The organism is Kosakonia sp. YIM B13588 (genome assembly GCF_042788165.1).
GTDB lineage: Bacteria > Pseudomonadota > Gammaproteobacteria > Enterobacterales > Enterobacteriaceae > Kosakonia > Kosakonia sacchari.
In genome coordinates this window covers 1,171,187-1,182,517 of the sequence record NZ_JBHZPO010000001.1, presented here as the reverse complement: position 1 = coordinate 1,182,517, position 11,331 = coordinate 1,171,187, and the positions used below count along the sequence as shown (strand labels likewise).

Sequence of the window (11,331 nt, the reverse complement as noted above, 5' to 3'; positions counted from 1 at the left end):
CTTCATGGGGATGTCCTCATGTGGCTTATGAAGACATTACTAACATCGCGGTGTATTAATCAACGGGGAGCAGGTCACCAGTTCAGTTGTAGTCTGAGGAAAACTGGTTTTTCTGGTCGAATTCACCATGCGTCAGTCTCTCATCTAAAAGGAAGCCTTATGCAGGTCACTATTGATGGTGTCCAGTATGCGCCTGTCAGCAATTCGCCCACCAGCCGGATAGGCATTGCCATTTCCACGCATAATCGTGCTGGCGTACTCAGCCAGGCACTGGAGCATCATCTCCGGCATTTACCTGCTGGCGCGCTGGTGGTTGTCGTTGATGACGGTTCACAGCCTCCAGCAGCGGTGCCCGATGGCGTGAAGTTAATCCGGCACGATAAGTCACTTGGCATTGTGGCATCGAAGAATGCCAGCCTGGCAGCGCTGATGGATGTCGGATGTGAACACCTTTTCCTGTGGGACGATGACGCATGGCCGGTTGCCGATGGCTGGTGGTTGCCTTATATCGATTCACCCGAGCCTCATCTGGCTTATCAGTTCCTCGATCTGGCGGGTGCGCGCAAGCTGAACGATATCGCCTTGCTTTACCGCGACGATAAGCATGTGGCTTACACCGGCCAGCGCGGCGTGATGCTCTACTATCACCGCAGCGTCATTGAGCGCGTCGGCGGCTTTGACCCGATTTACGGTCGCGGCATGTATGAGCATAGCGATCTGGCACTGCGCATCCACAATGCCGGTTTGACGTCGTGGGCGTTCGCCGATGTGGTTGGCTCTGAAAAGCTCATTCACTCGCTGGACGAGCATGAGCAGGTTGAACGTTCGGTGCCGCGCCCGGATCGGGAAGAGCAGGTGAAGCGCAACGTGCGGATTCACAACGAGCGGCGCGACACCGGTTATACCTGCTATGCAGATTACCGCCAGCGGCATGATGTGGTGATCACCACGCTGTTAACCAGCCAGCCTGACCCGCAGCGCAATGAGCATATGACGGCCGAGCCTGGCATGCTCGCGCGCTGGTCGGCATCTATCAAAGGCGCTGAAGCTGTGGTGTTGGCAGACCAGCTTACCAGCGCACCACCCGGTGCCAGTCTGGTCAATGTGACGGAAGTAGCGATGAACGTTTATTTCAGGCGCTGGCTGCATATCTGGCAGCACCTTCGCGATCATCCTGAGTTTCACTTCGTGTGGTGTACCGATGGTACCGATGTCGAAATGCTGCGGGAACCATGGGCAGATATGGTGCCGGGTATGGTTTACGTTGGCTCCGAGCCAAAGACATACGCTGATGCATGGGCGCGCCAGCATCACCCCGAGCGCATCTATCAGGACTTTATCGACCAGTACCGCAACGACGTGATGCTTAACGCCGGGCTGCTTGGCGGCCTGCGTGAAGACGTGATGGCTTTTGCTCATGGCATTGTGCGGCTGTATTACCTGCTGGAGTGTCACCGCTTCTGGAAGACAGAGAACGCACCGGCAGCGGTCGGCGACATGCTGGCGTTCGGCATTGTGGCGAAACGCTTTGGTGATCGCATAGTGACGGGCCCTCAGATTCATACCGTTTTCAAAACTGAAGGCATAGGCAAGGAGTGCGCTTTCTGGCGCCATAAATAATTAGCCAATGAACATAGAGACCGCTTACCCGAAGGACAGATCGCGCATGTTTGCTCATATGAGAATCGCCCGGCCCGTAACCGACCTTGAACTGACCTGCCGTATGTATTGCGACGCGCTTGAATTGAACAAGATTGCAGATTTCATCGATCACGATGGATTCAGTGGCGTGATGGTGGGGCATCGCTCTGCGCCCTGGCACATTGAATTCACCCTGTGTCATCACCATCCGGTGAAACCTGCCGCGACGGCAGAGGATTTGCTGGTGCTCTATTACCCTGACGCTGATGAATGGACTGCACGCGGTGAAGCCATGCGCAAAGCCGGATTTACAGAGGTTGTTTCGTTTAACCCTTACTGGGATATTTCAGGCAAGAGCTGGCAGGACAATGACGGCTATCGTGTGGTATTGCAAAACAGAGCGTGGGTAACAGACTGAATGCGGTGAGTCTTATCATAAGTGTGCTTTAAAATGTCCAGGAATAAGTAAGCGGGTGAACCCCGCTTTTGTAAATATTCCTTGTGACGAAATATCTGATTATTGCGCTCTCTTTATTACATTGACATAAATATACATTTTGTTTTTTACACTGTAGCGCCTGTAACGCAGCGGTGAGGAATATCATGTATCGGAGTACGGAACAAATTGATAATATTCTTTTTGATCTTAATAAGGCAGTTGACGCGCATTATGATTGGTTAATCAATATGTTCGCCTGCGTAGTTAATAGTAATATTGAAAAGTCGGAAAGCATAAACGCACACTCGCACCATCTGTGCCATTTCGGTCGCTGGCTGGATGGCCATCAACCCACGAATCAGGAGGAATCCAACTGCCTGCAGGCAATTGATGCGACACACACAAAAATACATAACTGCGGCCGTGAACTGATGTGGGTGATTAGGGATAAAAAAACAAACACGGATAAGTTTTCAGAATTTAAATATCAGCTTGCGTTGTTTTCCGCAGCAGTGACCGCCTATAAAACGTATTTATTAAAAATGCGCGGTGGCGTTGATATATTAACCGGGTTACCTGGCCGCAGAATGCTGGATGAACGATTTGAACAGCAATTGAAGGAAGTATCAGACCAGAATATTTATATGCTGCTGCTTGATATTGATCGTTTTAAAAATGTGAATGATACATATGGTCATTTGATTGGCGATGGTGTTTTACGTGAGCTTGCGCAGCAACTGCGCGATCGGATCCGTGGGGGCGACACCGCTTACCGCTACGGCGGTGAGGAGTTCATCATTATTTTACATGCGCCTTCGGACAGAGAGGCGTGTCAGGCCGCGCTGCGCCTGTGTGAATCGGTTGCAGCGACAACCATTCACTGTGACGATAAAGCGCTTAACATTACGGTGACCATCGGCGTGACTCAGGCATGGGCAGGCGAGTCTATTGGCGTCGTCGCAAAAAGAGCCGATGCGGCGATGTACCGGGGAAAACAGACCGGGCGCAATCGCTGTATGTTTATGGATGAAGGCGGTGAGATTCACCTTATTACCGACTAATATTCCGTTATCTCAGGTTTGATTTGTTTTATATTGCATTCATTGCTGCTACGGGGAATTTTTTTCTGTTGTCACCGACAGTTGATTTGATTTTTAATCATAATAAAAAAGCCCTTTAGGGGCTTTTTTATAGCAGGAAAATAACCTGATAATTATAAGTTCTGGTAGCGGTCTTCCAGGCCAATATAGTAAGAGGAGTTGACCAGCGCTTGTCTTAGCGCATGCCGGTTTTGGCTGTCAAAAAAGGCATAATTAATTTTACCGGCTAGCGCAAGGCCTGTCGGGCGCATCATATGATACGAGTTGTCGCCAGAGCCAATTTTCGGTGCAAGGTAATTTTTCAGCAGGTCATTGCCCTGCAGATCGAAACTCTCGTTAATACCCAGCGATTTGTGATAAATCACCTGTAATAACAAACTGAGATTATAGTTATCCGGATGGCTTACCGTTGAGTAGCAATCTGGGTTAGCGGAAAGGGTGCGGAAATACTCTTCTGAATAATCGAAATAAAGCTTGCCTTGTTGAAATAGTGTGCGGTATTTCAACGCATCTTCTTTGAGCATATTGGTTTGTTTTTCAGTGGAAAAACTCACGGAATGGTACGCTTCCACCACATTTTGAATGCTCACATTGGTGAGATAAAGATGCAGCATGCGGTAATCGACGTAGACCATAAAATCAGGAATTTTATCTTTATAGTACCCGAGCTGCGGGGTTGAAATGCGGGATTCCATGGTCGGCAGCATGGTGATATCGAAGAATTGGCTTAGGGCCGCGGTTGAAAACGGCCCCCATTTTTCTGCATGATGCTGCATAAAAATGAAATCACACTGTTCTAATTCGTGATAGAAGTTAATGAAGTCATTATTTTCGTTAAGTTTATAAATAGGCATATTAAAAATGCCGTCGAACTTTCCTTCATGCAGCCCGCTGACGTTCATTATCAAATTTCCCAGAACTTCAAGTTGGCAATTACCAATTAATGCTAATTTCATTTTATAAACGCCCCCAGGCTAATGCATTCCGTTGTAATTACAGCGCCTAATTTTATCGTTAGCCTGGGGGATGAGTACAGGTAAAACCTTATTTTTGTATCAAATAGCGGATCGTCGGCCCATCTTGCTGAATATCCAGCACGGTATAGCCGTGATTACGCGCATCCAGCGGGATATTGTTAATGGATTGCGGGCAGTCGCTTACCACTTCCAGAATCTCGCCTTTTTTTAACTGCGGCAGCGCTTCAAGCGTGGCAACAGCCGGGTAAGGGCAGGGTTCGCCGCTCATATCAAGACGGTAATCGGGCACAATGTTCATGCGGTCTCCTTAACGGTAGTCGCCGTGTTGGCGCGGCGGAAGAAGCGTTTTTCCCAGCCGACGACAAACAAGAAAGCGGCCAGCAACAAAAGATAAGTGACCAGCAGTCCACCCAGCGGACCGAAGGTTTTCAACAGGTTGATTTTGTCCCAGTTGGTAGCCAGCGCAGGGGATAAATCATCCCAGTAGTAGGCAAGGATCGTTGAGCCAATTACGTTACCAAGCCCCACCCACCAGTAATGCACCTGGCCTTCTACTGCGCGATACATCCAGCCGGTTTCACAGCCGCCGGCCAGTACAATACCAAAGCCGAACAGCAACCCGCCGATCACCGCATTCGGACCCGCCCACATGATTTTGGCTTCCATGCCCAACTGGACATAACTAAAGATGCCGATAGCGCTGGCCGCCATTCCGAAAATAATCGCTTTCGCCATCATCGTGCGCCCGGTGATCCACATATCGCGGAAGGCCGAGGTAAAACAGATTTGCGCACGTTCGATAAGCAGACCAAAACCCACACCAAACAGCATTGCCAGGCCTAATTTTGGCTGGTTCATTGCCGTCAGCAACGCCCAGACCACCATGCCGAAGAGCACCAGCATGCCGATGCGAAAACGGCGTTTTGCCTGCGCGGGTTTTTGCGTCAGCGGCGAGGCGGCTGAAACTTTTTGCATTTTGACCGGGATGCGAAACAGCGGCAGTAGCGTGAAGCGTGCGCCAAACCACGAGCCAATGGCGGTGGCAATGGCAAAAAACCATGCGTGTAACGAGAACTGTGGAATACCGGTAAAGAAGGCGGCGAGGTTACAACCCATCGCCAGACGCGCGCCAAAACCGGCAATCATCCCGCCGATAATCGCCTGCATGATGCGGATACGGCTATGTGGTAAACGCAGTTTGACGTTGTTCGCCCACAGCGCGGCGGCGAAACACCCGCCGAACATGCCAATGATCATCATGCCGTCAATACGGGTGAGCGGCGTGCCATCAAGGTGGATCAATTTGAAGTAGCCCCACTCTTCAGTATGTACGCCTGCCAGTTGCAATAACTGGCCGCCCCAGCGGGTAAATTCGCCGGTGACCGCCCAGAACGTGCCGGTGATACCAAAATAGTAAGTGGAGAGGATGCCCGCAGCGATAACCGCCGGGACGGGAGACCAGAACTTAATCAAAAAGCGGTCTTTGAACTGTTGCCATGACATAGAAATGAGCCTCTGAACTCAGAAGGAGCGGGTAATGCAAAAGAACCCGGATAATACACGGGTGAGATGACAAGCTAACGTAAAAAAGGCGAAAAACCTGGTACAGATCAAACTTGCTGGCGGTGGGGGAAAGGGTGGCGATGATAATGCTTTAATGCCACAATATTTTTTTCTTCGCGAGCAGGATAAATAATGAAAAAGCGAGTGATTATTGGCGCGGCAATGCTGCTAAGCGGCTGCGTCCAGGTGGATAATTACGATGCGGTGGTGAAACAGCCCGCACCGGCAGGACTGGCGGGTTACTGGCAGTCATCCGGGCCGCAAAGTAGCCTGGTGAGCCCGGAAGCCATCGCCAGCCTTATCGTGACAAAAGAAGGGGATACGCTTGATTGCCGCCAGTGGCAGCGCGTGATTGCCGTGCCAGGCAAACTGATGCGTAATGGCGACAAGCTGTATAACGTGACGCAAAAACGTGACATTTACCGCCTGGAGAGTGAAGGCAACACGCTTGAGTTTGACGGTCTGACATTGCAACGCGTCGATAAACCCACGGTTGAATGCCAGGACGCTTTAACAAAAGCCGGGCTGAATATTACGCACTAAATGACACGCCGGGTGTGCATGTTGCCCGGCGCTTTTTTATATCGCATCCTCAATGACCCACACGCTGACGCTCCCACCATGACAGGTGAATGTTCCCTCACCGTATTCATCGGTGGTGATGGTTTCCTCTCGGTTGCCAAGAAAATCCCGCCATACTTTATTGGCGTAATTTTCCCCCAGCGTCAGCGGCTTTTCTCCCTCGTCGCCATTGGACATCACTACCACGCAACCCGGCTCACATTCGGTGCCGCTGCGGCTAAAGGCAATGCAGTTAGGATGATCAAACCACAGCGTTTGCACGCCATGGGCGAAACGCTGGCGAGCGAGGATTAACCGATCGAGATCCTCAATGACTGGCATATCCACGTGGTAGGTTTCGCCATCGCCGCCGGTGTCGTCGTAGCTTGCGCCAAACAGATCCGGGTAAAAGACTGACGGCACGCCATTTTCACGCAGCAGGATCAACGCATAGGCCAGCGGTTTAAACCAGGCTTCAACCGGCGCTTCCAGGGCTTGCAGGGGTTGCGTATCGTGGTTGGCAACCAGCGTGACGGCGTGAAACGGATCGGCTTCCATCAGTGTTCCGTCGAAGATCTGGCGCATATCGTAATTGCGCCCCTGTTGCGAGGCTTCGTGAAATTTCATATGTAGCGGCGCGTCAAAGAGCATCGTTTTACCCTCAACCTGGCCGATATACTGCTGCAATTTTTCCACTTCATGGGACCAGTATTCCGCGACGATAAACAGCGGCCCAGGTGCCACTTCCTGCACATGCTCGATCCACTCTTTATAGAACCAGGCCGGAATATGTTTCACCGCGTCCAGACGAAAACCGTCGCAGTGGGTTTGCTCCATAACCCAGCGGGCCCAGTATTTGATCTCTTCCGTCACCGCATGGTTACGAAAATCGATATTTGCCCCCATCAGGTAGTCGAAATTACCCAGCTCGTCGTCAACCTGGTCGTTCCAGCCATCACCGGTATAGTCGTTAACGATTTTAAATACACCGTATTCGTCCGGATTTTTGATATGATCGACACCGCTAAAGCATTTGTAATCCCAGATAAATCGCGAATATTGCCCGGCGCGGGCAGGGAAGGTGAAGCGCGTCCAGGCTTCGCATTCGACAATCTCGCCGTCAATTTGTGTACGATCCTGTTGATCGACCCGGTTCACGCGTACCGCTTCTTTTTCATCGGCGCCCATTTTGTGGTTCACCACCACATCCAGCAGCACGGCGATACCGTTCGCCTGCAGGGCGTCAATGGCGGCGAGCAGTTGTGCTTTATCCCCATATTTGGTGGCGACACTGCCTTTCTGATCAAATTCACCGAGATCGAATAAATCGTAACTGTCATAACCCACCGACTGGCCGCCTGCGGCACCTTTGTACGCCGGTGGAAGCCAGACCATATTGATACCCATGTCATTCAGCGCACCTGCGCGCGCGCGAAGTTCCGGCCAGAGTGTGCCGCCATCAGGGGAGTACCAGTGAAACGTTTGCAACAGGGTGGGGTTTTTCATCTTCCATGCTCCAGAATGAGACGTTGGAAGTATGGCTGAGATTTCAGAAACGACGAACCGCTACGCACATATCGGCGGAGTAATCTGTTGGGAGATAAGAGTGGGAAGAGGGGGAAGGCAAAAACCGTAGCGGGTGATGGACTGTTCCTGCATCACCCGCCGGGCATGAGATCAGATCTCATTGGGGAATAAAATGTTTCCAGAGAGACGTCCATATGTCGAATGCAGGTTATGTTGTCGGGATGTCTGTCCAACCAATGTCCGCAGCTCGTCCATTCGCTGGCTTAACAGTTCTTTGAGTGAAACTTCATTTTCCAGAATTTGCTGTAGCAGCGGGCGAATTTGCGCCTGCATTTGAGGCGCGACTTCACTAATGTCCTGGAACTGTGTCAGTTTCTCCACAGCGGTAATGTATTTCAACTCGTGCTCAATGAGTTCGTCCCAACGCCCTTCCTTCGCGAGGTTAAGCATGGTGCGGCTGGTGACCAACAGCTGCTGATAGTGGTGGAGCAACCCGAAATTTGCTTCCATTAGTAAGTGTCCCGCGCGTTTTGATTATTGGGGCCAATCTCTTTCCAGGCATCAGCAATGTTGTTGAGCAACGTTGAAACTTCATCAATGGCGGAGAGGTCATTGTGGAGATTAGCCTGTAAAAGACGTCGTGTCATATAGTCATAAAGACTGTCCAGGTTTGCGGCGATCTCGCCACCGACTTCATGGTCGAGACCGGCACGCAAACCGTTGGTAATGATATTTATAGCCTTTGAAAGCGCCTGTCCTTTACCGGGAATATCTCCCTGCTCAATCAGGATCGCAGCCCTTTTCATGGCGCTTAACGCGCCATCAAAAAGCAGTACTACAAGCTGATGCGGGCTGGCGCTCAGGACGGCGCTTTCCACGCCGACCTGAGCATAAGCCTGAGTTCCCGATTTCGTATACATTTCAAACCTCAACGAATACTTTATTAATTGGTCTTGTTAAATTGCTGGGTCAAATAGTTACCGGTTGACTCCAGTGATGACACCAGCGTACTTAAACTTGTAAATTGCGCTTTATAACGAGCCATGGTTGCCGTTATCTGATCGCTAACCCGGTCATACTGATCAGACAGCTTTTTCAGCGTCTTGTTAATGCCATCGGTTGCATTCTGCACAGTGCCATCAGAACCCAGGAAATCGTCCAGCAGATTGCTGGCCTGCGTCGCAAAACCTGTGGTTTTGCCATCACCGGTCAGGAAAGAGATCACGTCAGTTGATTTTTCCGTCAGCGCTTTGTCAAGCTTGGTGCTGTCGACGGTCAGTTTACCGGACGTATCCTGAGTAATACCCAGCTGCGACAGAATGTTATAGCTGCCGGTGTTGCTCTGCGAAGAGGAGAGCAGCGAGCGCAAACGCGTCTGAATGTTACGAAGCGTACCGTCACCCAGCAGATCGCCGTTAGAGTTATCCTGAGACGTACTGCCCTGATCCACTTTCGTGTATTTTGTCTGGTTGGCAATGGTCGTTTGCAGTGAGTTATAAGCATCAACAAACGCCTGCACCGCCGCGGTCATTGGCGCGTTATCTTTAGTAACTGCCAGCGTTTCCGGGCTGCCGATATTGGTCTTATTCAGCGTCAGCGTTACGCCTTCCGGCGCATCGGTGATGGTGTTACTGCTACGCGTGATCGCCACGCCGTTGATCTTCAGGTTGGCGTCAGCGGCGGCAACCTGCTGCGTCATGGTATTGCTGGCGCTGCCGGCATTGCTTGAATCATAACTAACGTACTTGGCTAATTCGGTATCATTAGTGGTGATCGTCATCTGGTTGGTGGTACCGCTATCGCGCGAGGTCAGCGCCAGATAGTAGCTGCTGTCATCGGCTTTAATGATACTGGCGGTCACACTTCCTGCTTTCGCATTGATCGCATCACGGATATCCGCCAGGCTGGTCTTATCACTTGCCAGCGTAACGGTCAGTGGATCTTTTTGACCCGGCTGGGTGATCGTAATGGTACGCGAGCTCAGGCTGCTATCACCTAAATCCGTATCTTTACTTGCCGCTTTCGGGCTGAGCAGCGACTGCGCTGCTGCCAGCGACGTCACTTCAATAGAATATGATCCCGCCGTTGCACTGGTCGCCAGGGAGGCGGTAAACGCCGTGTTGGTGCTGGAAACTTTGGCCGATGCAATTTTTGAGGTGTCTTTCAGCGCGTTGGCCGCTGTTTGCAGTTTGGTCAGCGACGTCTGAACGATACCCCAGGCAGTGAGTTTTGCTTTATACGATGTCTGCTGAGTGGTAATTGGCGTCAGCCTTGTCTCTTCGGCCGTCTGCAGCTGGCTATACAGCGTACTGAGCGACGAACTTAAGCTGGTGCCTGCTCCGATAGAACTAATAGTTGCCATTTCTTTATCCTTCAGTTTTAGACAATCACTGTGGGGATTATCGGCAGCGACTGCGAAAAGATTAGAGGGTTTTTTTTAAAACAATGGCGAAATAAAGATAAAGAATAGCGGGCAGTTTGCGGCTTTAAAAAAATGATCTTTTTTTCTAAAGGTTGCTCAGAGGCGGTCGATAATCAGGGTGACGGTGAGAAAACCGTAGGCAGATGCCTGAATCTGATAACTTTTTTTAAGGAATTACATCATGGCTGTTATTAATACTAACACCCTGTCTCTGATGACTCAGAACAACCTGACTAAATCTCAGTCTTCTCTGGGTACTTCTATTGAGCGCCTGTCTTCTGGTCTGCGTATTAACAGCGCTAAAGATGACGCTGCAGGCCAGGCAATTGCTAACCGCTTTACTTCTAACATCAACGGCCTGACCGTTGCTGCACGTAACGCGAACGATGGTATCTCTCTGGCGCAGACCGCTGAAGGCGCGCTGAGCGAAATCAACAACAACTTGCAGCGTATCCGTGACCTGACCGTTCAGGCGCAGAACAGCTCCAACTCCGCGTCTGACATCGACTCCATCCAGGCTGAAGTTAACCAGCGTATGGAAGAAGTTAACCGCGTGACCACCCAGACCGACTTCAACGGCATCAAAGTGCTGAACACCGGTTCCGGCTCCAGCAGCTACAACTTCCAGGTTGGCGCGAAAGACGGCGAGCAGATCTCCATCAGCCTGACCTCTTCTGACTCTTACAACCTGTTCAACGCGTCTGGCGCGACTTCCCAGACTTCCGGCCAGACCATCAACGGTAACGCACGTACTACCGCTGCTGAAGGCTTCGACGTTCTGAGCGGTACAGTGAACAGCGGCGGCACCACCGACGGTAACCCGCTGGCAGATATCGATGCGGCAATCAAAGCGGTTGACACTCAGCGCAGCCTGCTGGGTGCGTCCCAGAACCGTTTTGAATCCACCATCACCAACCTGAACAACACCGTGAACAACCTGTCTTCCGCACGCAGCCGTATTCAGGATTCTGATTACGCGACTGAAGTGTCGAACATGTCCCGCGCGCAGATCCTGCAGCAGGCTGGTTCTTCCGTACTGGCTCAGGCCAACCAGGTTCCGCAGACCATGCTGTCCCTGCTGCGTTAATCGCAAATTACGTA

The 11,331-nt window shown here is 51.2% G+C and carries 12 protein-coding genes; 5 read left to right on the top strand and 7 right to left on the bottom strand.

Going from position 1 to position 11,331, the window contains the following annotated elements:
• Nucleotides 1–159 precede the first annotated feature (159 nt).
• From ACFX4U_RS05735 to ACFX4U_RS05725, 3 genes are all read left to right on the top strand, one after another.
• Nucleotides 160–1,620: a glycosyltransferase family 2 protein gene (locus ACFX4U_RS05735; protein WP_349350532.1), complete on the top strand. Its 1,461-nt coding sequence runs from the start codon at nucleotides 160–162 to the stop codon at nucleotides 1,618–1,620.
• A 46-nt stretch (nucleotides 1,621–1,666) separates the two neighbouring features.
• Nucleotides 1,667–2,059, top strand: a complete 393-nt coding sequence (locus tag ACFX4U_RS05730; RefSeq protein ID WP_313510637.1) for a VOC family protein — start codon at nucleotides 1,667–1,669, stop codon at nucleotides 2,057–2,059.
• A gap of 185 nt (nucleotides 2,060–2,244) precedes the next feature.
• Nucleotides 2,245–3,141 (top strand): diguanylate cyclase, encoded by an 897-nt coding sequence (locus tag ACFX4U_RS05725; RefSeq protein ID WP_313510639.1) that lies wholly within the window; start codon nucleotides 2,245–2,247, stop codon nucleotides 3,139–3,141.
• A 152-nt stretch (nucleotides 3,142–3,293) separates the two neighbouring features.
• Here ACFX4U_RS05725 and ACFX4U_RS05720 read toward each other — a convergent pair whose 3' ends face one another.
• From ACFX4U_RS05720 to yedE, 3 genes are all read right to left on the bottom strand, one after another.
• The gene (locus tag ACFX4U_RS05720; RefSeq protein ID WP_313510641.1) at nucleotides 3,294–4,136 is read right to left on the bottom strand and encodes a WcbI family polysaccharide biosynthesis putative acetyltransferase; all 843 of its coding nucleotides are present in this window, start codon (nucleotides 4,134–4,136) and stop codon (nucleotides 3,294–3,296) included.
• A gap of 88 nt (nucleotides 4,137–4,224) precedes the next feature.
• Nucleotides 4,225–4,455 carry a sulfurtransferase-like selenium metabolism protein YedF gene (gene yedF, locus ACFX4U_RS05715; protein ID WP_017458363.1) on the bottom strand — a complete coding sequence of 77 codons (231 nt, stop codon included), beginning with the start codon at nucleotides 4,453–4,455 and terminating at the stop codon, nucleotides 4,225–4,227.
• On the bottom strand, nucleotides 4,452–5,660 hold the full coding sequence (gene yedE / locus ACFX4U_RS05710) for a selenium metabolism membrane protein YedE/FdhT (protein ID WP_313510646.1): 1,209 nt from the start codon (nucleotides 5,658–5,660) through the stop codon (nucleotides 4,452–4,454). The genes yedF and yedE overlap by 4 nt, the downstream gene beginning before the upstream one ends.
• A gap of 192 nt (nucleotides 5,661–5,852) precedes the next feature.
• Between yedE and yedD the strand changes: the two genes are divergently transcribed.
• Entirely contained in the window at nucleotides 5,853–6,263 is a 411-nt protein-coding gene (gene yedD, locus ACFX4U_RS05705) for a lipoprotein YedD (RefSeq protein WP_313510649.1), read from the top strand.
• A 36-nt stretch (nucleotides 6,264–6,299) separates the two neighbouring features.
• On the opposite strand, the gene amyA is transcribed toward yedD, so the two are convergent.
• The 4 genes from amyA to fliD all read right to left on the bottom strand — a co-directional run bounded on the left by amyA (nucleotide 6,300) and on the right by fliD (nucleotide 10,170).
• Nucleotides 6,300–7,787 carry an alpha-amylase gene (gene amyA, locus ACFX4U_RS05700; protein WP_313510652.1) on the bottom strand — a complete coding sequence of 496 codons (1,488 nt, stop codon included), beginning with the start codon at nucleotides 7,785–7,787 and terminating at the stop codon, nucleotides 6,300–6,302.
• Between the two features lie 171 nt (nucleotides 7,788–7,958).
• The gene (gene fliT, locus ACFX4U_RS05695; protein WP_131413623.1) at nucleotides 7,959–8,318 is read right to left on the bottom strand and encodes a flagella biosynthesis regulatory protein FliT; all 360 of its coding nucleotides are present in this window, start codon (nucleotides 8,316–8,318) and stop codon (nucleotides 7,959–7,961) included.
• Nucleotides 8,318–8,728 (bottom strand): flagellar export chaperone FliS, encoded by a 411-nt coding sequence (gene fliS / locus ACFX4U_RS05690; RefSeq protein ID WP_017458358.1) that lies wholly within the window; start codon nucleotides 8,726–8,728, stop codon nucleotides 8,318–8,320. The genes fliT and fliS overlap by 1 nt, the downstream gene beginning before the upstream one ends.
• 23 nt (nucleotides 8,729–8,751) lie before the next feature.
• Nucleotides 8,752–10,170: a flagellar filament capping protein FliD gene (gene fliD / locus ACFX4U_RS05685; protein ID WP_305735686.1), complete on the bottom strand. Its 1,419-nt coding sequence runs from the start codon at nucleotides 10,168–10,170 to the stop codon at nucleotides 8,752–8,754.
• Nucleotides 10,171–10,411: 241 nt separating this feature from the next.
• On the opposite strand from fliD, the gene ACFX4U_RS05680 reads away from it, so the two are divergent.
• Nucleotides 10,412–11,317: a flagellin gene (locus ACFX4U_RS05680; protein WP_349350533.1), complete on the top strand. Its 906-nt coding sequence runs from the start codon at nucleotides 10,412–10,414 to the stop codon at nucleotides 11,315–11,317.
• Nucleotides 11,318–11,331: the final 14 nt, after the last annotated feature.

Coding starts and splice junctions, on each gene's coding strand:
- ACFX4U_RS05735 (WP_349350532.1), top strand. CDS start 160: ATGCAGGTCACTATTGATGGTGTCCAGTATGCGCCTGTCAGCAATTCG.
- ACFX4U_RS05730 (WP_313510637.1), top strand. CDS start 1,667: ATGTTTGCTCATATGAGAATCGCCCGGCCCGTAACCGACCTTGAACTG.
- ACFX4U_RS05725 (WP_313510639.1), top strand. CDS start 2,245: ATGTATCGGAGTACGGAACAAATTGATAATATTCTTTTTGATCTTAAT.
- ACFX4U_RS05720 (WP_313510641.1), bottom strand. CDS start 4,136: ATGAAATTAGCATTAATTGGTAATTGCCAACTTGAAGTTCTGGGAAAT.
- yedF (WP_017458363.1), bottom strand. CDS start 4,455: ATGAACATTGTGCCCGATTACCGTCTTGATATGAGCGGCGAACCCTGC.
- yedE (WP_313510646.1), bottom strand. CDS start 5,660: ATGTCATGGCAACAGTTCAAAGACCGCTTTTTGATTAAGTTCTGGTCT.
- yedD (WP_313510649.1), top strand. CDS start 5,853: ATGAAAAAGCGAGTGATTATTGGCGCGGCAATGCTGCTAAGCGGCTGC.
- amyA (WP_313510652.1), bottom strand. CDS start 7,787: ATGAAAAACCCCACCCTGTTGCAAACGTTTCACTGGTACTCCCCTGAT.
- fliT (WP_131413623.1), bottom strand. CDS start 8,318: ATGGAAGCAAATTTCGGGTTGCTCCACCACTATCAGCAGCTGTTGGTC.
- fliS (WP_017458358.1), bottom strand. CDS start 8,728: ATGTATACGAAATCGGGAACTCAGGCTTATGCTCAGGTCGGCGTGGAA.
- fliD (WP_305735686.1), bottom strand. CDS start 10,170: ATGGCAACTATTAGTTCTATCGGAGCAGGCACCAGCTTAAGTTCGTCG.
- ACFX4U_RS05680 (WP_349350533.1), top strand. CDS start 10,412: ATGGCTGTTATTAATACTAACACCCTGTCTCTGATGACTCAGAACAAC.